19 protein-coding genes are annotated in these 20912 nt (G+C 65.0%); 14 read left to right on the top strand and 5 right to left on the bottom strand.

Annotated elements, in window-relative coordinates; translation table 11 throughout:
• Positions 1 to 9 precede the first annotated feature (9 nt).
• The 3 genes from gshB to thrS all read right to left on the bottom strand — a co-directional run bounded on the left by gshB (position 10) and on the right by thrS (position 3685).
• Positions 10 to 996, bottom strand: a complete 987-nt coding sequence (gene gshB / locus FBY20_RS01590) for a glutathione synthase (protein ID WP_142049591.1) — start codon at positions 994 to 996, stop codon at positions 10 to 12.
• A gap of 163 nt (positions 997 to 1159) precedes the next feature.
• Complete coding sequence (gene infC / locus FBY20_RS01595) at positions 1160 to 1711, bottom strand: translation initiation factor IF-3 (RefSeq protein ID WP_082586164.1); 552 nt, start codon at positions 1709 to 1711, stop codon at positions 1160 to 1162.
• 36 nt (positions 1712 to 1747) lie between these two features.
• Positions 1748 to 3685: a threonine--tRNA ligase gene (thrS, locus tag FBY20_RS01600; RefSeq protein WP_142049594.1), complete on the bottom strand. Its 1938-nt coding sequence runs from the start codon at positions 3683 to 3685 to the stop codon at positions 1748 to 1750.
• Between the two features lie 566 nt (positions 3686 to 4251).
• On the opposite strand from thrS, the gene FBY20_RS01605 reads away from it, so the two are divergent.
• Complete coding sequence (locus FBY20_RS01605) at positions 4252 to 4965, top strand: response regulator transcription factor (protein WP_062841884.1); 714 nt, start codon at positions 4252 to 4254, stop codon at positions 4963 to 4965.
• A 27-nt stretch (positions 4966 to 4992) separates the two neighbouring features.
• Here the strand turns inward: FBY20_RS01605 and hemN are convergent, their stop codons facing one another.
• Positions 4993 to 6423: an oxygen-independent coproporphyrinogen III oxidase gene (gene hemN / locus FBY20_RS01610; RefSeq protein WP_142049597.1), complete on the bottom strand. Its 1431-nt coding sequence runs from the start codon at positions 6421 to 6423 to the stop codon at positions 4993 to 4995.
• Positions 6424 to 6577: 154 nt separating this feature from the next.
• Here hemN and FBY20_RS01615 point away from each other — a divergent pair, with 154 nt between their 5' ends.
• The 10 genes from FBY20_RS01615 to FBY20_RS01660 all read left to right on the top strand — a co-directional run bounded on the left by FBY20_RS01615 (position 6578) and on the right by FBY20_RS01660 (position 16707).
• On the top strand, positions 6578 to 6841 hold the full coding sequence (locus FBY20_RS01615; RefSeq protein ID WP_056315870.1) for a hypothetical protein: 264 nt from the start codon (positions 6578 to 6580) through the stop codon (positions 6839 to 6841).
• Between the two features lie 187 nt (positions 6842 to 7028).
• Positions 7029 to 7769 carry a FadR/GntR family transcriptional regulator gene (locus FBY20_RS01620; RefSeq protein ID WP_056315868.1) on the top strand — a complete coding sequence of 247 codons (741 nt, stop codon included), beginning with the start codon at positions 7029 to 7031 and terminating at the stop codon, positions 7767 to 7769.
• A complete protein-coding gene (locus FBY20_RS01625; protein WP_142049600.1) occupies positions 7766 to 9040 on the top strand; it encodes a Zn-dependent hydrolase in 1275 nt (424 codons plus the stop codon). The genes FBY20_RS01620 and FBY20_RS01625 overlap by 4 nt, the downstream gene beginning before the upstream one ends.
• Positions 9041 to 9214: 174 nt before the next feature.
• Positions 9215 to 10792: an ABC transporter substrate-binding protein gene (locus FBY20_RS01630; RefSeq protein ID WP_142049603.1), complete on the top strand. Its 1578-nt coding sequence runs from the start codon at positions 9215 to 9217 to the stop codon at positions 10790 to 10792.
• A gap of 102 nt (positions 10793 to 10894) precedes the next feature.
• The gene (locus tag FBY20_RS01635; protein WP_056315866.1) at positions 10895 to 11902 is read left to right on the top strand and encodes an ABC transporter permease; all 1008 of its coding nucleotides are present in this window, start codon (positions 10895 to 10897) and stop codon (positions 11900 to 11902) included.
• Positions 11899 to 12738 (top strand): ABC transporter permease, encoded by an 840-nt coding sequence (locus FBY20_RS01640; RefSeq protein WP_062841887.1) that lies wholly within the window; start codon positions 11899 to 11901, stop codon positions 12736 to 12738. Before FBY20_RS01635 ends, FBY20_RS01640 begins: the two co-directional genes overlap by 4 nt.
• Before the next feature lie 9 nt (positions 12739 to 12747).
• Complete coding sequence (locus FBY20_RS01645; protein ID WP_142049606.1) at positions 12748 to 14388, top strand: ABC transporter ATP-binding protein; 1641 nt, start codon at positions 12748 to 12750, stop codon at positions 14386 to 14388.
• Positions 14389 to 14427: 39 nt separating this feature from the next.
• Entirely contained in the window at positions 14428 to 14718 is a 291-nt protein-coding gene (locus FBY20_RS01650) for a cupin domain-containing protein (protein WP_142049609.1), read from the top strand.
• Between the two features lie 47 nt (positions 14719 to 14765).
• Positions 14766 to 15830, top strand: coding sequence for a histone deacetylase family protein (locus tag FBY20_RS01655; RefSeq protein WP_056315856.1), 1065 nt, complete (start codon positions 14766 to 14768; stop codon positions 15828 to 15830).
• Complete coding sequence (locus tag FBY20_RS01660; protein ID WP_142049612.1) at positions 15793 to 16707, top strand: DMT family transporter; 915 nt, start codon at positions 15793 to 15795, stop codon at positions 16705 to 16707. The genes FBY20_RS01655 and FBY20_RS01660 overlap by 38 nt, the downstream gene beginning before the upstream one ends.
• A 30-nt stretch (positions 16708 to 16737) precedes the next feature.
• Here the strand turns inward: FBY20_RS01660 and FBY20_RS01665 are convergent, their stop codons facing one another.
• The gene (locus FBY20_RS01665; RefSeq protein WP_056315850.1) at positions 16738 to 17763 is read right to left on the bottom strand and encodes a LacI family DNA-binding transcriptional regulator; all 1026 of its coding nucleotides are present in this window, start codon (positions 17761 to 17763) and stop codon (positions 16738 to 16740) included.
• 130 nt (positions 17764 to 17893) lie between these two features.
• On the opposite strand from FBY20_RS01665, the gene FBY20_RS01670 reads away from it, so the two are divergent.
• The 3 genes from FBY20_RS01670 (at position 17894) to FBY20_RS01680 (ending at position 20859) form a co-directional block, all read left to right on the top strand.
• Positions 17894 to 18451 carry a TRAP transporter small permease gene (locus FBY20_RS01670; protein WP_056315847.1) on the top strand — a complete coding sequence of 186 codons (558 nt, stop codon included), beginning with the start codon at positions 17894 to 17896 and terminating at the stop codon, positions 18449 to 18451.
• Between the two features lie 79 nt (positions 18452 to 18530).
• Entirely contained in the window at positions 18531 to 19811 is a 1281-nt protein-coding gene (locus FBY20_RS01675; protein ID WP_056315845.1) for a TRAP transporter large permease, read from the top strand.
• Positions 19812 to 19842: 31 nt separating this feature from the next.
• Positions 19843 to 20859 carry a TRAP transporter substrate-binding protein gene (locus FBY20_RS01680; protein WP_056315844.1) on the top strand — a complete coding sequence of 339 codons (1017 nt, stop codon included), beginning with the start codon at positions 19843 to 19845 and terminating at the stop codon, positions 20857 to 20859.
• Positions 20860 to 20912: the final 53 nt, after the last annotated feature.

Genomic DNA, 20912 nt, shown 5'->3' on the forward strand with positions numbered 1-20912 from the left:
TCCGGAAAATCAGGCTGCAACGGCGGCAGCGCCTGCAGCCTTGGCCGCCACCGCTTTCTCGAGCGCCTGCACGAACATGCCGGCCACATCGAACCCGGTCTGCTCGGCAATTTCGACGAAACAGGTGGGGCTGGTGACGTTGACTTCGGTGACGAAGTCGCCGATGACATCCAGGCCAACCAGAAGCAGGCCGCGGGCGGCCAGCTTGGGCGCCACGGCTTCGGCGATCTGGCGGTCCCGGGGGGAGAGTTCCTGGGCCACACCACGGCCGCCGGCAGCCAGGTTGCCGCGCGTTTCGCCGGCCAGCGGGATGCGCGCGAGCGAATACGGCACAGGTTCGCCGCCGATCAGCAGGATGCGCTTGTCGCCCTTGACGATGTCCGGGATGAAGCGCTGCGCCATGATCGTGCGCGCGCCGTTGTCGGTCAGCGTTTCCAGGATGGCGTTCAGGTTGGGATCCTTGGGCTGCAGGCGGAACACGCCCGTGCCGCCCATGCCGTCCAGCGGCTTGACGATGACATCCTGGTGCTTGTCATGAAACGCCTTGAGGCGAGCCATGTTGCGGGTCACCAGCGTCGGGGCGGTGAACTCGCTGATCTCGGTGATGGCCAGTTTTTCGGGGTGGTTGCGGATGGCCGCGCCGCCGTTGAACACGCAGGCGCCCTGCGCCTCGGCATATTCGAGCAGATGCGTGGAATACACGTATTCCATGTCGAACGGGGGGTCTTTGCGCATCACGACCGCGCCAAAATCCGCCAGCGGCAGATCCTGAGGGGCGGATTCGCGCCACCAGTCGTGGCCGTGCAGGTCGACATCGGCGACGAGCTCGATCGGGGTGGTCTGCGCCTTGACGACGCCCGCCTCGATGTAGAGGTCGCCCTGCATGGCCACGCTGAGCGTATGGCCGCGCGCCACGAGGGCACGCATCATGGCGACCGAACTATCCTTGTACGCCTTGAGCAGCGGCAAGGGATCCAAAACGAACAAAACGTGCATCGCGACACCCTGAACGGACGCCGCCTCCCCTGCTGGGAAGGCGGCTAGGCTTTGTGACATCGTAGCGTAGAGCCAGCCAATAAGCGAACCCGCCGGTCACGAGACGGACACGGCGGGTTGCAGGAATGGGCGGCTGGGCCCTGCCTGTCGGTACGGCTGGGACTCAGGCTGCCGATTCAGGCTTGCCTGCAGGCACAGCCTTCTTTTTCGGCGACAGCACCATGACCATCTGACGGCCTTCGAGCTTGGGCATGGCTTCGACCTGGGCAAGCTCCAGGAGATCGTCGCGCACGCGTTCAAGGACGCGCATGCCGAGTTCCTGGTGAGCCATTTCGCGGCCGCGGAAGCGCAGCGTGACCTTGGCCTTGTCGCCTTCCTCGAGGAAGCGGCGCAGGTTGCGCAGCTTGACCTGATAGTCGCCCTCGTCGGTCGCCGGGCGGAACTTGACTTCCTTGACCTGGATGACCTTTTGCTTGGAGCGGGCTTCGGCCTGGCGCTTTTGCTCTTGGTACTTGAACTTGCCGTAGTCCATCAAACGGCAGACCGGGGGCTCGGCGTTCGGCGCGATTTCCACCAGATCCACGTCGTTTTGCTCGGAAAGACGGAAGGCGTCGGCAATCTTGACGATGCCCAGCTGTTCTCCGTCCAGACCTATCAGGCGCACCTCGGGGACGCGGATTTCACCGTTGATGCGATTGGCTTTTTCAGTGGCGATGTTGAAAGCTCCTAGAAATGTTAAGCAGCGCTGCTATCAAGTCGGTTGGACGTCGCGGCGGGCGGCCACGTCGTCGGACAACCGGGAAACGAAGTCGTCGAAGGGGATGGCGCCAAGGTCCAGGCCGCCCAGTCCACGTACGGCAACAGTGCCGTTTTGCTTTTCCTTGTCGCCGACGACAAGAATGTACGGCACCTTTTGCAGGCTGTGTTCCCGGATTTTACGAGTGATTTTTTCACCGCGCAAATCGGACTCGACTCTAAAGCCTTGTTTTTTCAGGCTTTGCGTGATTTGCGCCGCATAATCGGCCGAAGGTTCGGAAATGCAGCACACAACTGCTTGCACGGGCGCCAGCCACGGCGGCATGGCGCCAGCGTGGTTTTCGATCAACATCCCGATGAAGCGCTCGAGCGAACCGAGGATCGCGCGGTGCAGCATGACGGGCGGGCGGCGCTGGTCGTTCTGGTCCACGTACTCGGCGCCCAGGCGCACGGGCATGGAGAAGTCGACTTGGATCGTGCCGCACTGCCAGTGCCGGCCGATGGCGTCCTTGAGGGTGTATTCGACCTTCGGGCCATAGAAGGCGCCCTCGCCCGGCGAGATTTCGAATTCGCAGCCCGTGCGGCGCAGGCTTTCCATCAGGGCGGCTTCGGCCGTGTCCCAGACCTCGTCCGTGCCGATCCGCTTTTCGGGGCGCGTGGCAACCTTGTACAGGACTTCGGTAAAGCCGAAATCGCGGTAGACCTTTTGCAGCAGCGCCGTGAAATCGGCGCATTCGTCTTGCAGTTGCTCTTCGGTACAGAAGATGTGACCGTCGTCCTGCGTAAAGCCGCGCACGCGCATCATGCCGTGCAGCGAGCCGGAGGGCTCGTTGCGATGGCATTGGCCGAATTCGCCGTAGCGCAGGGGCAGTTCGCGGTAGGAATGCAGGCCCGCATTGAAGATCTGCACGTGGCCCGGGCAGTTCATCGGCTTCAGGCCATAGACGCGGTTTTCGGACTCGGTCGTGAACATGTTTTCACGGTAGTTGTCCCAGTGGCCCGTCTTCTTCCAGAGCGAAATATCCAGGATCTGCGGCGCCTTGACTTCCTGGTAGCCGTTGTCGCGGTACACGCTGCGCATGTACTGCTCGACCTGCTGCCACAGGGTCCAGCCCTTGGGGTGCCAGAAGATCAGGCCCGGGGCTTCGTCCTGGAAGTGGAACAGGTCGAGTTCGCGGCCGATCTTGCGGTGGTCGCGGCGCTCGGCCTCTTCGAGCATGTGCAGGTAGGCTTCCTGTTCTTCCTTGGTCGCCCAGGCGGTGCCGTAGATGCGCTGGAGCATCTCGTTCTTGCTGTCGCCGCGCCAGTAGGCGCCGGCCACCTTCATCAGCTTGAAGACCTTGAGCTTGCCGGTGGACGGCACGTGCGGGCCGCGGCACAGGTCGATGAAGTCGCCTTCGCGGTACAGGCTGAGCGTCTCGTTGGAGGGAATCGAGGCGATGATTTCCGCCTTGTACTTTTCGCCGATGCCCTTGAAGAATTCGACGGCGTCGTCGCGCGACCATTCTTCGCGTGTGACGATTTCGTCCTTCTTGGCCAGTTCGGCCATCTTCTTTTCGATGGCGGTCAGGTCTTCGGGCGTGAAGGGGCGCTTGTACGAGAAGTCGTAGTAGAAGCCGTTGTCGATCACGGGGCCGATGGTGACCTGGGCGTCCGGGAAGAGCTCTTTGACGGCGTAGGCCAGCAGGTGAGCCGTCGAGTGGCGGATCAGATCCAGGCCGTCCGCGTCCTTGGCCGTCACGATGGCCAGGCGGGCGTCTTGCGCGATGCGGAAACTGGTGTCGACGAGCTTGGATTCCGCGCCGTCGAACGTCACGCGGCCGCCCAGGGCAGCCTTCGCCAGGCCCGTACCGATCGATTGCGCCACGTCGGCGACCGTGACCGGTCCCGGAAATTGGCGCTGCGAACCATCGGGCAATGTGATCTGTACCATCGGGAGTGCTTCCTGGGGTTCTTGGAACTGAAAAACGAAAACAGAAACGAAAAACGCGGCTTCAAAGCCGCGTTCATTTGATTGTCTTGATGAGTCCTACCGCTGACCTGACACGGTGAAACCCGACGCACGAAAAAACTAACGCGACATGGGGCGAAAGTTCCGGGTCGTAGTTCGTGCGGACGGGAAAAGCATGTTTTGAGCCTGTGGGGGCGCGCGCGAAGCGCAGCGCGAATCAAGGTGCAGCAAGACAAATGCAGCCGAAATAGCTGCATGGATCGTTGCCGATTGTAGCACCGTTTGCGCCCCGCCCGTGGCGAAAACGCCACGCAGGATTGCAGGGCGACGCGGGGGACCGCAACGGATCAATTGCGCCGAGTGCATCGGTCTGATTTTGCCTCGATTGGCGACCCAAACGCGCGCCGACCACGTAATCTGCCCACCAATTTCAGGGCTGCTCAAGGAAACGCGCCACGCGACCGCCCCCTCGTGGCCGCCCGGATCGCCCTGAACCCCCATCCGATCGTGGAGCAACGATGAATTGCGTTTCAGAGACTGCAAGCCAGATGACCGGCGGCTCGCTTCACGGCCCGTTTATCGCGCCGGAGGACGGCTTTGAAACCCGAAAGCACCTGCTGCTGTCGCGGCCGCCGCCCGTCATCCGGGTCGCGGTCCTGGACGACCATCCCGTGGTGGCGTTGGGCATCGGCGCGTTCCTCGAAAGCCGGCCTGGCTTTCATGTCGTTCATCGCGAAACCTCCGCGCGCGCGTTGCTGGAAAAACTGGCGAAGCAGCCGTGCGACGTCGCGCTCATTGATTTCTATCTGCCGCTGGAACCCTGCGACGGCGTCAACTATCTGCGGCGGGTGCGCCGCTACCACCCCAACATGGCGGTCATCACGTTTTCGGCCGGCAACCGGCAAGAGACCGAGTACGCGGCATACCGCGCCGGCGCCGCCGGCTATCTGGCAAAGCAATGGGGGCTGGTCTTGCTGCCGGACATGATCCGCGGCGTCATCGAAGCCAAGGCGCCCTTTCTGACGGTAGAGGACGGAAAGATCCGCTGCATGGAGCCGACGGCGCCGCACGCGCTGTTGACGACTTCGGAAGTGGAAATCCTGCGCCACATCAGGCAGGGGATGTCGGTGACGCAGATCGCCGAAAGGCTGGTGCGCAGCAAGAAGACAGTCAGCACGCACAAGCGCCGCGCCATGCGCAAGTTGGGACTGTCCGATGATTTGTCGCTGGCGCTGTACCTGCGCGACAAGTTTGCCGAATGAGCGCGCGGCGCCGCGGCCGCGCGCAGGTCAGATGATGCGGGAGTACCTGGCGGTCGGCATGGCCGAGCGCAGGTATTTGTCGAAGGTCATGGCCACCGCCCGCACGAAATACCAACCCAGGCCGGTGACGCGCAGTTCTCTCAGGTGCAGGTTCACCAGGCCCAGTTCGGCCAGGCTGGCCATCTGCGAGAGCTCTCGGCTGAAGTAGTCGCCGAACTGCAGGCCGTGCTTGGCTTCGATCCGCGAGAAGTCCACCCGGCCCTGGCACATGATGTCCATGATGACCTCGCGGCGGACCAGGTCGTCGGCGCTGAGCGTCAGGCCGCGCTCGACTGCGAACTTTCCGGATTCGATGGCCGCGTAGTATTCGTCGAGGATCTTCGCGTTCTGGCTGTAGGTGTCGCCAATGCGTCCGATGGCCGACACGCCCAGCGCGATCAGGTCGCGATCCGGCTGCGTGCTGTATCCCTGGAAATTGCGGTGCAGTTCACCGCGTTGCTTGGCAATGGCCAGCGCGTCGGTGTTCAGCGCGAAATGGTCCATGCCGATGTAGGTGTAGCCCTGGTTCAGGAAGCCCTGAATGGCCGAACTGAGCAGGCCAACGCGCGTCTCGCGATCGGGCAGGTCTGCTTCGTTGATGCGGCGCTGCGGCTTGAAGCGTTCGGGCAGGTGCGCGTAGGCGTAGAGCGCAATGCGGTCGGGCCGCAGCGCGATGACCTGTTCGATCGTGCGGGCAAACGACGCCGCGGTTTGCAGCGGCAGGCCATAGATGAGATCGACGTTGACCGACGCATAGCCCAATGCCCTGGCGCTGTGCATCAGCGCGGCGACGTTATCGAAAGACTGAACCCGATGCACCGCCACTTGCACCCGTTCGTCGAAATCCTGCACGCCGAAGCTCAGGCGGTTAAAGCCCAGCTGCTGCAGGAACGCAAGGCGCTCGGGCGTTGCAGTGCGCGGATCGACTTCGACGGAGATTTCGGCGTCGGGCTGGAAATGGAAGGCGCCGCGCAGATCGCCCATCAGGCGCGCCAGTTCCTCGTTGGACAGGAAAGTGGGCGTGCCGCCCCCGAAATGCAGTTGCGACACCGGCACGCCGGGGCCGAGTTCTTGCACGTGCAAGGCGATTTCGCGGGACAGGGCATCCAGGTAGCGGGCGGCTCGGTCATGGTGGCGGGTCACCACCTTGTTACAGGCGCAGTAATAACAGACCGATTCGCAGAACGGGATGTGTACGTAGAGCGACAGCGGCTCGGCCGGCGTGGCGGCGCGCCGCTGTTGCAAGGCAAGCCGGTAGTCTTGCTCGGCGAAGCCCCCGTGGTAACGGTCCGCCGTGGGATACGAGGTGTATCGCGGCCCGTTCTTGTCCAACCGGGCCAGCAGTTGGGGAGGAAAAAACGGCTCGGCGGTGGCGGGCGCCGGCGATTCCGAAGATTGAGGGCGTAGAGCGGCTTGCATAACCCGGATTATTCGCCTGACCCGCGCCCTTCACATTGATCTTGCGCAAACCGAGCGCAAGGCATCTGCCGTTGGGCAAGCTTTGCCGGGCCGTTACCGGCCCGCGCCCTGCCCCGTAAAATGCCGCGATTCCCGCAGCAAACAAGGACCCCCAATGGAAACCGAACTGGAAGGCCGCCTGCTGGCCATGCGCCAGGCGCTGGCGATTGCGATCGCCCTATCCACCCGCAGCAGCCCCCAGGCCACCGACATGGCGCTGGAACTGCTGGGCGACCTGAAAGCCAATCTGGACAACACGCCGGCGGACAGCCCGTTCGACAAACCGGAATGGGTGATGGGCGCGCACGACGAACTGGACGGCATCGCCCGGCTGGTTCGCGCCTTCACGCAGACGCCCGAACCGGACGACGAAGCGTAGCGAACCCGGCATCCCGCCGCCCTGCGACGGCGGCGGACCTAAAAGGGCCGGTCCACTGGCCTGACCACCAGACGAACAGCGGTGGAATCCCTCACATCGTTTTCCCTGAAAGCGCCAGTTTTCCCTTTTGTTTCAATGGAGAGGTGCCTATATTGGTGGCCTGACCACCAGGCCAACCCCCCGCCCGATGAGCACCTTCCAAGCCGTCGCCGTCACCCGTCTGTATCGCATGATCGCCGACCAGATCGCCGGACGGATCCGGGCCGGCGACTTCCCGCGCGGGCGGCGTTTGCCGTCGGAGCGGGACCTGGCCGAACAACTGCAGGTCAGCCGCGCGTCGATCCGTGAAGCGCTGATCGCGCTTGAAATCGAGGGCTACGTCGAGGTCCGCGTGGGCACCGGCGTGTTCGTGGCGGACAAGGAAGGCGCCGGCTTGGCGGCCGCCGCCGGAACACCGCCCAGCGCGGCGCAGGGCGTCGACGACATCGGGCCGTTCGACCTGCTGGAAGCGCGCCTCATCATCGAACCCGAATGCGCGGGCATGGCGGCGCAGCATGCCACGGCCGCCCAGCTGGCGGCCATCCTCGACGCCCACGACGGCATGTCCCTGACGGATTCGCCAGGCCGGCATGACCGGGAGTTTCACGGCGCGATCGCCGCCGCCTGCGGCAACGCCGCGCTGGCCGCTGCCGTCGCCCATCTGTGGAACCTGACCCAATCCAGCTCGGTGTACCGGCGGATGCAGGACTATTTCGTCGATGCCAAGGTGTGGGCCGTGGCCCACGCCGAACACCAGCGCATCCTGACCGCGATCGTGGCGCGCGACCCCATTCGTGCGCGGCACGCCATGCACGCACACCTGCTTGGCATCCTGGCGCGCCTGCGCGAGGACTTTGGCGACGTTTCCCACCCCCGAGGCGACCTATGACGACACCCCCTCTGTCCATCAACGGCAACCGGCTGTGGCAGTCCCTGATGGATCTTGCGCAGATCGGCGCGACGCCCAAGGGCGGCAACTGCCGCCTAGCGCTCACCGCGCTCGATGGCCAGGGCCGCGATCTGGTGACCGGCTGGATGCGCGACGCCGGCATGACGGTGCGGGTGGATCAGGTGGGCAACATCTTCGCCCGGCGCGCGGGCCGCAATGACAGCCTGCCGCCCGTGATGACGGGCAGCCATATCGACACCCAGCCCACCGGCGGCAAGTTCGACGGCTGTTACGGGGTGCTGGCCGGTCTTGAAGTGATCCGCACGCTCAATGACGCGGGCGTGACGACCGAGGCTCCGCTGGAAGTGGCCATCTGGACCAACGAGGAAGGCTCGCGCTTCGTGCCCGTGATGATGGGATCGGGCGTCTTTGCCGGCAAATTTCCGCTGGAAACCGCGTTGTCGGCGCGCGACGCGCAGGGCATCAGCGTGCGCGACGAACTTCAGGCCATTGGTTACGCCGGCGACGACCCCGTCGGCGGGCGCCCGGTGGACGCCTACTTCGAGGCGCATATCGAACAGGGTCCGATCCTGGAGCACGAGGAAAAGACGGTCGGCGTCGTGACCGGGTCGCTGGGCCTGCGCTGGTACGACGTCACCGTGACCGGCATGGAAATGCATGCCGGCCCGACGCCCATGCCGATCCGCCGCGACGCGCTCTTCGCCACCAGCTTCCTGCTGCAGGCCGTGGTGAACATTGCCAACACCCATCAGCCTCATGGGCGCGGAACCGTGGGCGAGATCCACGCGTATCCGGGATCGCGCAACGTCATTCCGGGGCAGGTCCGTTTCACCACCGACCTGCGCCACGAAGATGAAGCGACGCTGGACCGCATGGACCGGGACTGGCGGCGCATCTGCGACGACATTGCGGTCGCGCACGGCGTTCGCGTCGACGTGAAGGACGTGCAGTATTTTCCGCCCACGCCGTTCGATCCCGATCTGGTCGACAAGGTGCGCAAGGGCGCCGCGGACCGCGGCCTGCCTGCCATGAACATCGTCACGGGCGCCGGACACGATGCCGTCTACATGGCTGCCGTGGCGCCCACCGCGATGATCTTCGTGCCGTGCAAGGACGGCATCAGCCACAACGAAATCGAAGACGCCCGGCCCGAGCATCTGGAAGCCGGCTGCAACGTGTTGCTCGACGCCATGGTGGCGCGAGCCAATGCGCCCCAAGCCGCCACCGCAGACATGGCCAAGCACCACTGAATTCTCCGCATTGGTGCGCGGCGCCTTAACCAGCACCTGAACGAAGCATTGTTGCAGCAGCTCCACCCGCAGTACCCGAGAAACGCAGGTGGCATGAGGTTTGCTTGATCCGGCACGGCGATCGCCGCGTCCGAGCGGCCGCCTGTCCGACCCTTTCCAGCCCGGAGGCTCGCAGTGAAATCGAAAAACTGGTTTTCCCTAAGCATCGGCGCATTGGTCCTTGCGGCCGCGCTGCCCGCCACGCAGGCCTTGGCTCAGACCAAGGGCGGCACGCTGAACATGATCGTCCAGCCCGAACCGCCGGTGATCGTCACGGCCATCAATCAGCAGGGGCCGACGCAATTCGTCGCGGGCAAGATCTACGAGAGCCTGCTGACCTACTCCACCGACCTCAAGCCGCAGCCCGGACTGGCCAAGTCGTGGGAGGCCGCCGCCGATGGACTGACCTACACCTTCCACCTGCAGGACAACGTGAAGTGGCATGACGGCAAGCCGTTCACGTCCGAGGACGTGGTGTTCTCGCTGGCGGACATGCTGCCCAAGACCCACGCGCGCGCCCGGGTCATCCTGAACAAGTTCGTCGAGTCCGTGCAGGCGCCCGACGCCAAGACCGTGGTCATCAAGCTGAAAACGCCGTTTCCGGCCTTCATGCTGATGTTCGAACCCGGTTTCGCGCCGATGATGCCCAAGCATCTGTACGCCGGCACGGACTACATGACCAACCCGGCCAACCAGAAGCCCGTGGGCACCGGCCCGTTCGTCTTCAAGGAATGGAAGCGCGGCGAGTACATCAAGCTGGCGCGCAATCCCGACTACTGGAAGCCGGGCAAACCGTATCTGGACGAGCTGGTGTTCAACGTGATTCCGGATGCGGCGTCGCGCGCGGTGGCCTTCGAGCGCGGCAGCGTGGACGTGCTGCGCGGCGGCGACGTGGACAACGTCGACATCAAGCGCCTGCGCGGCCTGCCCAACGTGGAATACACGACCGCGGGCTGGGAAATGTTCTCGCCGCAGGCCTACCTGATCTTCAACATGCGCAAGCCGCCCTTCGACAACCTGAAGGTGCGCCAGGCGGTCATGGCGGCCATGAACCGCAACATGGTGGTCAACAACATCTTCTTCGGTCTGGGCAAGGTGTCGACCAGCCCCTTCGTGACCACCGAGATGTTCTACGACAAGAACATGCCGCCGATGCCGTTCGACATGAAGAAGGCGCGCGCGCTGATCAAGGAATCGGGCATCAAGCCCGGCGACTACACGATCCGCCAACTGAGCTTCCCGTACGGCTCGACCTGGGACCGGCTGGGTGAATACACCAAGCAGGCGCTGGAACAGCTGGGCTTCAAGGTGAACGTGGAATCCACCGACGCGGGCGGCTGGGCAAGCCGCACCGGCAACTGGGACTTCGACCTGACCACCACCTTCACGTACCAGTACGGCGACCCCGCGCTGGGCGTGCAGCGCTTGTATATCTCGTCGAACATCGTCAAGGGATCGCCCTTTGCCAATGTACAGGGCTACAGCAACCCCGAGACGGACAAGCTGTGGGAGGCCGCCGCCTCCGAAGTCGATCCGGCCAAGCGCCAGGCCCTCTACACCCAGATCCAGACGACGCTCGTCAACGAGGTCGCCAATGGCTTCCTGGTCGACATGGAGTTTCCGACCCTGTATCGCGCCAACGTGAAGAACCTGGTCAAGACCGCCATCGGCTTGAACGAGTCGTTCGACGACGTCTACATCGAGAAGAAGTAAGCGCCCCCGGGGCGCCGCCGCGGATCCCGTGTCCGCGGCGGCGCCCGGCTGCGCGGCGGGCAGGGTTGCCGCGAGGCACGTCCGTCCTGAAAGGACCCGAGCATGAGATTCCTGTCTTTCCTGCTGTCCCGCATCGGCAAGGCCCTGGTGGTGGTGCTGGGCGTGGTGATCATCAATTTCTTCCTGATACGGCTTGCGCCCGGCGATCCCGCCGCCGTGCTGGCCGGCCAGGCCGGCGCGGGCGATGCCGCCTACGTGGACCAGCTGCGGGTTGCCTTTGGCCTGGACAAGCCCGTCCTGACGCAGCTTTTTCTCTACCTGAAGGGCGTGGTGCAGCTGGATCTGGGCTTTTCCTACCGCAACCACGTGCCGGTGCTGGACCTGATCGTCGAGCGCCTGCCCGCCACGTTCCTCCTGATGTCGTGCGCCTTCGTGTTTTCCATCGTGCTGGGCGTGCTGCTGGGCGTGGTGGCCGCCAAGGCGCGCTACCGCAACAAGCGCCGCTGGATCGACAGCTCGGTGATGACCGGCGCCCTGCTGCTGTACGCCACGCCGCTCTTCTGGCTGTCGCTGATGGGCATCCTGCTGTTTTCGGTGGTGCTGGGCTGGCTGCCGGCCTTCGGCATGGAGACCGTGGGCGCAAACCTGACCGGTTGGGCGCGCGCGGGCGACATCGCCCTGCATCTCATCCTGCCGACCGTGACGCTGGGGTGCTTCTTCATGGCCGTCTACGTGCGGCTGACTCGCGCGTCGATGCTGGAAGTGATCGGCATGGATTTCGTGAAGACGGCGCGCGCCAAGGGCGTGAGCCCCAGCCGCGTGATCCGCGCGCACGTGCTGCGCAACGCGCTGCTGCCGGTCATCACGTTTGCCGGCATCCAACTGGGGCAGATGGCGGGCGGCGCGGTGCTGACCGAGACCGTCTTCGCGTGGCCCGGCATCGGACGCCTGATGTTCGACGCCCTGCTGCAACGCGACTACCAGCTTCTGCTGGGCATCTTCCTGGTCACCTCCATCATGGTCGTGGTCTTCAACCTGCTGACCGACGTGCTGTACCGCCTGATCGATCCGCGCATCGGCGCGGGTGCGCAGCAAGGAGCCTCCGCATGAAGTCATTCGCCCGACGTTACCTGCGCAACTACGGGGCGGTGGCCGGCCTGGTCATCATGCTGATCGTGGTGGCCGTGGCCCTGGCGGCGCCGCTGCTGTACGAAGAGTCGCCCTGGATGATGGTGGCCGACCCGCTGATCCCGCCGTTCACCAATGCGGACTATCCGTTCGGCACGGACATGCTGGGCCGCGACATCACGGCGGGCCTGGTGTGGGGCGCGCGCGTGTCGCTGATGGTGGGCCTGCTGTCCACCGCCGTGGCGCTGCTCTTTGGCATCGTGGTCGGTTCGATAGCCGGCTACTGCGGCGGCCGCGTGGACGACGCGCTGATGCGGTTCACCGAGTTTTTCCAGACCATTCCGCAACTGGCGATGGCCGTGGTGCTGGTCGCCATCCTGAGCCCGTCGGTGTATTCGATCATGGGCGCCATCGCGGTGGTGTCCTGGCCGCCGGCCGCGCGGCTGGTCCGCTCGGAATTCATGACGCTCAAGCAGCGCGAATTCGTGCAGGCCGCGATCGTCATCGGCCAGACGCCGGCCCGCATCGTCGGCACGCAGATCCTGCCCAATGCCATGTCGCCCATCATCGTGTCAGCCTCGTTCATGGTGGCGACCGCGATCCTGACGGAGTCATCGCTGTCGTTTCTGGGCCTGGGCGACCGCAACCTGATGAGCTGGGGGTTCATGATCGGCGCGGCGCGCACCATGATCCGCGAGGCCTGGTGGATGAGCGTGTGGCCCGGGGTCGCCATCTTGCTGACCGTGCTGGCCATCAACCTGATCGGCGAAGGCCTGAACGACGCCCTCAACCCGCAACTGCGCAAGCGCGGCGAATAGGAGGCCGGCATGAATGAAAACCTGACAACCCCGCCGCTCCTGTCGATCCAGAATCTGACCATCGCATTGCCCAAGGGCGGCGACCGTCCTTATGCTGTGCAAGACGTCTCGTACGACATTCGCGCCGGTGAAATCCTGTGCATCGTGGGCGAATCGGGCTCGGGCAAGTCGATGAGCGCCAACGCCATCATGGGACTGCTGCCCGATTACCTGACGCCGCAGGCCGGGCGCATCCTGTTCCGCGGCCAGGACCTGCTGCAACTGGACGAACCCGCCCTGCAGGCCATGCGCGGCAAGGACATGGCGATGATCTTCCAGGAGCCGCTGTCGGCCCTGAACCCGCTGATGACGGTGGGCGAACAGATCAGCGAGGTGATGCGCGTGCACAACGCCTACCCCGGCGCAGAACGCTTGAAGCGCACGCTCGAACTGCTGGAATTCGTCGGCCTGCCGGATCCGGCCACGCTGTATCACGTGTATCCGTTCCGCTTGTCCGGCGGGCAGCGCCAGCGCGTGATGATTGCGATGGCGCTGGCGCTGGAGCCCGCCCTGTTGATCGCCGACGAGCCCACGACCGCGCTGGACGTGACCACTCAGGCGCAGATCCTGGCGCTGATCGCGCGCATCCAGAAGGAAAAAGGCATGGGCGTCATGTTCGTCACGCACGACTTCGGCGTGGTGGCCGAGATCGCCCACCGCGTCGCCGTCATGGAGAAAGGCATTCTGGTGGAGCAAGGCCCAGCCAGCGAGGTGCTCAACCGCCCGCGCCATCCCTACACCCAGCGCCTGATCGCGGCCGTGCCGCACCGGCGCGGCGAGGAGCGCGCCGGACTTGCCGACGACACGCCAGTGCTGGAGGTCAAGGATCTGAAAAAGACCTACGTGATCGGCCACGGCTGGCTGGGCAACAAACGCCAGGTGCACGCGGTGGACGGCGTGAGCTTTGCCGTGCGGCGCGGCGAGACGCTGGGCATCGTGGGGGAATCCGGTTCGGGCAAGTCCACGATCGGCAAATGCCTGCTCAAGCTTGTCGGCATCAATGCCGGCCAGCTGCTCTTTAACGGCCAGGACATCGCCACGCTGCCCGAATCGCGCTTTCGGCCGATGCGGCACGAGATCCAGATGATCTTCCAGGACCCGTTCGCCTCGCTCAATCCCCGGCACACGGTGGGCCGCATCATCAGCGACGGCCCGGTCGCCAATGGCGTCCCGCGCGCGCAGGCCGAGGCCCGGGCGCGCGAACTGCTGTCGCTGGTGGGCATGGACCCGTCCGCCTTTGACCGCTATCCCAACCAGTTTTCGGGCGGCCAGCGCCAGCGCATCGGCATCGCGCGCGCGTTGGCGCTGGAGCCCAAGGTGCTGGTGGCCGACGAATCGGTGTCGGCGCTGGACGTGTCGGTTCAGGCGCAGGTGCTGCAACTGCTGCACGACCTGCAGCAGCGGCTGAAGATTGCGCTGGTGTTCATCACCCATGACCTGCGCGTGGCGGCGCAGATCTGCAATTCGGTGCTGGTCATGCATCGCGGCAAGGTGGTGGAGTACGGGTCGCCGTCCCAGATCTTCGACAACCCGCAGCACGCCTACACCCGCCAGCTGATCGCCGCCGTGCCGGGCCAGCATTGGGACCCGACCAAGGCGCAGGCCGCCTGACCGGACATCGCCTCACCATTGAATTCCAGGAGAACCGCTATGCAACGCCCCGCCGCCATCCCCACCGTGCAGATCGACAACGAACTGGTCACCGTCACCGAATGGCGCTTTCCGCCGGGCGGCGAGACGGGCTGGCACCGTCATGGCATGAACTACGTGGTGGTCCCGCAGACCACCGGCCCCTTGCTGCTGGACACGCCCAACGGCCAGGTCACCAGCCAGCTCACCACGGGGGTGGCGTATTACCGGCCGGTGGGCGTGGAACACAACGTCATCAACCCCAGCGACACGGAATTCGTGTTCGTCGAGATCGAACTCAAGCAGGCATGAGCCCCACGCATCTGGCAGCGACCGTGACGGTCTGAGCGAGGATATCCATGAAGGCGTTTTTTTCCGAAGAACAGTTGCTGCATTCGCCCCGGCAATTCATGCGGCTGGGCCGCATCAGCGCCCCCACCGACCTGCCGTCGCGCGCTGAGAGCCTGCAGCAGGCGCTGGCCGCCCGCGGCGTGAAGGTCGAAGCGCCATCCGACTATGGCCGCAAGCCGCTTGAACACGTGCACAGCACGGATTATCTGGACTACCTGGAAACCGCCTTTGCGCGCTGGCAGGCCCTGAAGGCGCCGGGCGTCGATCCCGGTCCGGAAGTGCTGCCCAATCTTTCGCCCTACTACAACGGCCGCATCGATGCCGCCGGACGGGGCCCCTGCCCGTCCCCGTCCATCGTGGCGCAAACCGGGTATTACCTGAGCGACCTCGCCTGCCCCATCGGGCCGCAGACCTGGCGCTCGGCGCTGCGGTCCACGCATAGCGCGCTGGCGGCGGCGGACCATGTGGCGAGCGCCGGTGGCGTGGCCTACGCGCTTTCGCGGCCCTCCGGCCACCATGCCCATCGCGACCGCGCCGGCGGCTTCTGCTACCTGAACAACAGCGCCGCCGCGGCAAGCCGCCTGTTGCAGACGTGGTCGAAGGTAGCAGTGCTGGACGTGGATGCGCACCATGGCGACGGCACGCAGAACATCTTCTATCACCGGGCGGACGTGATGACCGTCTCGCTGCACGCCGATCCGGCCGGGTATTACCCCTTCTATACCGGCTACGCGCACGAGCGCGGGCACGGCGCGGGCGAAGGCTACAACCTGAACCTGCCGCTGGCGCACGGCTGCGGCAACGCAGAATTCCTGCAGGCGCTGGACACCGCGCTGGATGCCCTGGCGGGCTATGCGCCGCAGGCGCTGATCCTGCCGCTGGGATTCGATACCTACAAGGACGATCCGATCAGCGTGCTCAGGCTGGACATCGACGCGTACCGCGACATCGGCGCGCGCGTCGCCGGTTTGCGCGTGCCCACCGTCGTGGTGCAGGAAGGCGGCTACATGGTCGAGGCGATCGGGCCCGCGCTGGATGCGTTTCTTGAAGGCTTTGGCCGTGGCGGCAAATGAAGGCACGCGCCAGACTGGCGTCCTGCTGTTCTTCGCGGCGCTGGTGGCGTTCGCCACCTTCGATGCGGGCGCCAAGCAGCTTCTGGAACGCTATCCGGCGCCCTTTCTGAACGTGATGCGCTACCTGGCGGTGGTGACGCTGGCGATGGGCATGCTGTGGCGCCACGGCCGCGGCCTGCGGCTGCGCGACGCGCCGGAAAAGCCCCTGCTGGTGCTGCGCGGTGTCATGCTGGCCACGGTGGGCACGTGCTTCATGACCGCGCTGATCTGGATGCCGCTGTCCGAGGCCACCGCCATTTACTTCACCGCCCCGCTCATCATGGTGGCGCTGTCGCCGTGGCTGCTGGGCGAACGCGTCCGGGCGGCGCAATGGGGCGCCGTTGCCGCCGGCTTTGCGGGCATGCTGCTGATCGTGCGGCCCGGCGGCGACCTGCCCCTGCTGGGCACGTTGCTGATGGCGGTGTCGGCCGTCAGCTACGCGATCTTCCAGGTGCTGACCCGCAAACTGTCGAACAAGGTGCCGGGGCCGGTGCAGTATGCGTACACGGCCTTCATCTGCCTGATCGTGACCGCGCTGCCCGCGCCGTTCTTCCTGCCCGACCCCTGGCCGGGAACGGCCGATACCGTCATCATCCTTGCCCTGGGCGCCTGCAGCGGCCTGGCGCAGATCCTGCTGATCGCGGCCTTCCAGCGGGTTCCGGCGGCAACGCTGGCGCCCCTGAACTACTTCCAGCTGCTGCTGGCGCTGGGCTTCAGCACGTTCTGGTTCCAGCGCCCGCCAGACGCGCTGGCGCTGGCGGGCATGGGGCTGATCATCGCGGCCGGGGTCTTTCTGGCGCTGCGACCTGTCAGAACGCCATCGGCGCCGGCCGCTTGAACAGGCGCGGCGCCTCTTGCGGCCGCGTCCTCAACTGGTTTCGCGCTGGACCAGTTCGAAACCCAAGTCCACATGCCGCGCGGGCACGGGTTCGCCCGCCAGGTGCTGCATGAGCAGTTGCGCGGCTGACAGGCCGATCTGGTAGCGGGGCGTGGCAATGGTGGACAGCGGCGGCGTGGTCCAGGCCGTGCCCGGAAAGTCATGAAAGCCGACGATAGCCATCTGTTCCGGCACACGCACGCCATCCCGGCCGCACTGAAACACAGCGCCTTGCGCCAGATCATCGTTGCAAAAGAACACGGCGTCGCAGTCGGGATGACGCGCGTGCAGATCCTGGATCAACGACGCCCCCAGGCTGATCGACGATTTCTCGGGCGTCATGATTTCCAGGGCCGCGTCGTACAGCCCCGCATCGCGCAGCGCCTGCCGGCACCCTTCGCAGCGGCGCAGCGACCGGGGATCCAGCTGCGCGCCGATGATGCCGATACGGCGGTAGCCCCGTTCGACCAGATGGCGGCCTGCTGCGTAGCCCGAGTCGAACTGCGAGAACCCGACGCTCATGTCCTCGCCGCCGTCCAGCGTTTCGATCGTGTGCACCGTGGGAATCGCCTGCGCGCGCAGCAGTTCCCAGACGCCCGGATTGTGGTCGATGCCGGTCAGGACCACGCCGTCGGGCGAATGCTGCAGATACTTGCGCAGCAGTGCTTCTTCTTCGTCCGGCGAATAGCCCGTCACGCCGATCAGCATGTGGTAGCCGTGCTGATCCAGCACTTCCTTGATGCCCGTGATGATGTCCACGAACACCACGTTGCTGAGCGACGGAATGAGCACCACGATGGTCTGCGACCGCGCCGACGCCAGCGCGCTGGCGGCGTGGTTGGGCACGTAGCCCAGTTCCTGGCACACCCGCGCGATTTGCTGGCGCAGATCCTGGCCCACCTTATCGGGTGTGCGCAACGCCCGCGATACCGTGATCGCGCTGACGCCCACGCGCCGCGCGACGTCCTGCATGGTGACGCGGCCGGCGCGCGAGCTTCGAGGTTTGCGGATGGACATGGACCCTCGCGGTGAATGCAAGCGCGTAGTCTGACCGAAAAAAAGGGGCTTGCCAAAGCAAAAATGTTAGCGCTAACATGATCCACATCAAACGGCTAAAAAAACTCCGGCAAACGGAGAGGAGACAAACATGCAAGCTTCCCCCTTGGGGCGGCCGGGGCCATCGCGTCCGGGCCGCTCGCCGCTGGCCCGCGCCGCGGATTGGTGTTTTGCGCTACAGACCTGGCTGATGGTCGCCTGTCTGGTCATCATGGTCGTGCTGCTGTTCGGCAACGTGGCGCTGCGCTATCTCTTCAATTCCGGCATCAACGTCTCGGACGAGGTCTCGCGCCTGGCGTTCGTCTGGATGATTTTCCTGGGTTCGGTGATTGCGCTGCGCGAGCACCAGCACATCGGCGTGACCATGCTGGTGGAACGCTTCGGTCCGGGCGCGCGCCGGGTGTCGCATATTGCCTGCCAGCTGATGATCCTGTGGGTGCTGTGGCTGATGGCCGAAGGCAGCTGGGTCCAGACAGTTATCGGCCTTGACACCGTATTGCCTGTCACCGGCATGCCCCAGGCCGTGTTCAACGCCGCGGGGCTATATGCCGCGGTGGCAATGGGCATCCTGACGGTCGTCGACCTGGTCCGCGTGATTGCGGGCGGTCCGCTACCGGCGGAATCCAGTCCGGAAGACCCGCTGGTCTGATCCGGACGTCATCCGCCCCAACAAGCGCCTCAACACGCGCCCCACCCCCGCCCCACACCCATCCGCCCGGATACCCGCAATGATCCTGACCGTCTTCCTAGTCGTGCTGCTGGGGCTGATTGCCCTGGGCATGCCGATCGCCTTCGCGCTTGTCATCAGCGCGATCGTCATGATGTTCCAGCTGGATTTCTACGACACCCAGCTTCTTGCCCAAAACATGCTGTCCGGCGCCAACAGCTTTACGCTGATGGCAGTGCCGCTCTTCATGCTGGCCGGCGAATTGATGAATGCCGGCGGCATCTCGCGCCGTATCGTTCACCTGGCCAATACGTTTGTGGGCCACATCCAGGGCGGCCTGGGTTACGTGGCCATCTTCGCCAGCGTGCTGCTGGCATCGCTGTCAGGCTCGGCCGTGGCCGACGCCGCGGCGCTGGGGTCGCTGCTGATCCCCATGCTGCGCGAAAAAGGCTATGACGCGGGGCAGGCCTCGGGCCTGATCGCCTCGGGCGGCATCATCGCGCCCATCATTCCGCCATCGATCTCGTTCATCATCTTCGGCGTCGCCACCAATGTGTCGATCACCAAGCTGTTCTTCGCCGGCATCGCGCCGGGCCTCATGATGGGGCTGACGCTGGTGGCGGTATGGACGTGGGTGGCGCGCAAGCACGGCAGCATCACGCCCTCGCCGCGCGAGCCGTGGTCCAACCGTCTGAAAGCGCTGCGCGGATCGCTGTGGGCGCTGTTCCTTCCAGTCATCATCATCGGCGGGCTGCGCGGCGGCATCTTCACGCCCACGGAGGCCGCGGTCGTCGCCGCCGTGTATGCGCTGCTGGTCAGCATCTTCGTGTACCGCGAGATCGGCTGGCGCGACCTGGGTCCGCTCTTCATCAACGCCGCCCGCACCACGGCTGTGGTCATGTTCCTGGTGGCGGCCGCCATGGTGTCGTCCTACATGATCACGCTGGCGGACCTGCCGCAGGATCTCATCGCTCTCCTGGAACCGGTCATGGACCAGCCCAAGCTGCTGATGTTCGCGCTGCTGATCCTGCTGACGCTCGTGGGCACGGTGATGGACCTGACGCCGACCATCCTGATTCTCGGCCCCGTGCTGATGCCCGTCGTCACCAAGGCCGGCATCGACCCTGTCTACTTCGGCGTCATGTTCGTCATGGTCGGCAGCGTGGGCCTGTTGACCCCGCCGGTCGGCACGGTGCTCAACGTCGTGTGCGGCGTGGCCCGCATCAATATGGAAACCATCTGCAGAGGGGTGTGGCGCTATGTCGTGGCCTACACGCTGCTGCTGGTTCTTTTGGTGATCTTCCCCGAACTGATCACCGTACCCGCACGCTGGATGCACTAGCGGCAATTACAAACCCCCGAGGAGAAACACCATGATCAAGCAATTGAAGACCCGCGTTCTTGTCCTGGCGGCGGTGCTGTCCTGCACCGTCGCCGGGGTGGCCGCGGCGGCGGACGTCAAGCCGCGCCTCATCCGCTTTGGCTACGGGCTGAACGAGGAAAGCGTGCAGGGCCGCGCGGCCCGCCATCTGGCGCAGGAACTGGAGAAAGTCAGCGGCGGCAAGCTCAAGATGAAGACGTTTGGCTCGGCCAACCTTGGTTCGGACGAGCAGATGCAGAGCGCGCTGGTGGGCGGCGCGCAGGAAATGATGGTGGGGTCGACCGCGCCGCTGGCCGGCATGGTCAAGGAGTTCGGCGTGTTCGACCTGCCCTTCCTCTTCAACAGTGAAAAGGAAGCCGACGCGGTGCTGGACGGCCAGCTCGGACAGGATCTGCTCAAGAAGCTGGAAGCCAAGGGACTGGTCGGCCTGGTCTACTGGGAAAACGGCTTTCGCAACATGACGAACTCCAAGCGTCCGATCACGCGCGCCGAGGACCTGCAGGGCATCAAGCTGCGCGTCATGCAGAACCAGATTGCGCTGGGCGTCTTCAATACGCTGGGCGCCAATGCCGTGCCGATGCCGTTCTCGGAATTGTTCACCGCGCTGGAAACCCGCACCGTAGACGGCCAGGAGAACCCCATCACCACGATCCAGAGCAGCAAGTTCTACGAGGTGCAGCCCTTCCTGACCATCACGCGCCACGTCTACACGCCGTGGGTGGTGATGGCCTCCAAGAAGTGGTGGGACACGCTCTCGCCCGAGGAACAGAAGCTGATCCGCCAGGCAGCCGCGTCATCGCGCGACTTTGAGCGGCAGGATAGCCGCGCCGACTCCACCAAGGCCATGGGCACGCTCGAGAAGAACGGCATGAAGATCAACACCGTCTCGCCGGAGGAAGTGGCCCGCATGCGCCAGAAGGTGCAGCCCGTGGTCGACAAGTACACCCAGGAACTCGGGCCGGAACTGATCAAGCAGTTGAACGACGAAATCCAGAAGGCGCGGAACTAACCGTGCCGGCCCGGATCCCGTGGGGGTCCGGGCCTGTATGCAACCGAAGCAAA

The organism is Achromobacter sp. SLBN-14 (assembly GCF_006715415.1).
Lineage (GTDB): Bacteria > Pseudomonadota > Gammaproteobacteria > Burkholderiales > Burkholderiaceae_B > Achromobacter > Achromobacter mucicolens.

Coding starts and splice junctions, on each gene's coding strand:
- FBY20_RS01625 (WP_142049600.1), top strand. CDS start 7,766: ATGACGACACCCCCTCTGTCCATCAACGGCAACCGGCTGTGGCAGTCC.
- FBY20_RS01635 (WP_056315866.1), top strand. CDS start 10,895: ATGAGATTCCTGTCTTTCCTGCTGTCCCGCATCGGCAAGGCCCTGGTG.
- FBY20_RS01655 (WP_056315856.1), top strand. CDS start 14,766: ATGAAGGCGTTTTTTTCCGAAGAACAGTTGCTGCATTCGCCCCGGCAA.
- FBY20_RS01665 (WP_056315850.1), bottom strand. CDS start 17,763: ATGTCCATCCGCAAACCTCGAAGCTCGCGCGCCGGCCGCGTCACCATG.
- FBY20_RS01640 (WP_062841887.1), top strand. CDS start 11,899: ATGAAGTCATTCGCCCGACGTTACCTGCGCAACTACGGGGCGGTGGCC.
- thrS (WP_142049594.1), bottom strand. CDS start 3,685: ATGGTACAGATCACATTGCCCGATGGTTCGCAGCGCCAATTTCCGGGA.
- FBY20_RS01670 (WP_056315847.1), top strand. CDS start 17,894: ATGCAAGCTTCCCCCTTGGGGCGGCCGGGGCCATCGCGTCCGGGCCGC.
- FBY20_RS01645 (WP_142049606.1), top strand. CDS start 12,748: ATGAATGAAAACCTGACAACCCCGCCGCTCCTGTCGATCCAGAATCTG.
- gshB (WP_142049591.1), bottom strand. CDS start 996: ATGCACGTTTTGTTCGTTTTGGATCCCTTGCCGCTGCTCAAGGCGTAC.
- FBY20_RS01660 (WP_142049612.1), top strand. CDS start 15,793: ATGCGTTTCTTGAAGGCTTTGGCCGTGGCGGCAAATGAAGGCACGCGC.
- FBY20_RS01675 (WP_056315845.1), top strand. CDS start 18,531: ATGATCCTGACCGTCTTCCTAGTCGTGCTGCTGGGGCTGATTGCCCTG.
- FBY20_RS01620 (WP_056315868.1), top strand. CDS start 7,029: ATGAGCACCTTCCAAGCCGTCGCCGTCACCCGTCTGTATCGCATGATC.
- FBY20_RS01615 (WP_056315870.1), top strand. CDS start 6,578: ATGGAAACCGAACTGGAAGGCCGCCTGCTGGCCATGCGCCAGGCGCTG.
- FBY20_RS01605 (WP_062841884.1), top strand. CDS start 4,252: ATGACCGGCGGCTCGCTTCACGGCCCGTTTATCGCGCCGGAGGACGGC.
- FBY20_RS01680 (WP_056315844.1), top strand. CDS start 19,843: ATGATCAAGCAATTGAAGACCCGCGTTCTTGTCCTGGCGGCGGTGCTG.
- FBY20_RS01650 (WP_142049609.1), top strand. CDS start 14,428: ATGCAACGCCCCGCCGCCATCCCCACCGTGCAGATCGACAACGAACTG.
- hemN (WP_142049597.1), bottom strand. CDS start 6,423: ATGCAAGCCGCTCTACGCCCTCAATCTTCGGAATCGCCGGCGCCCGCC.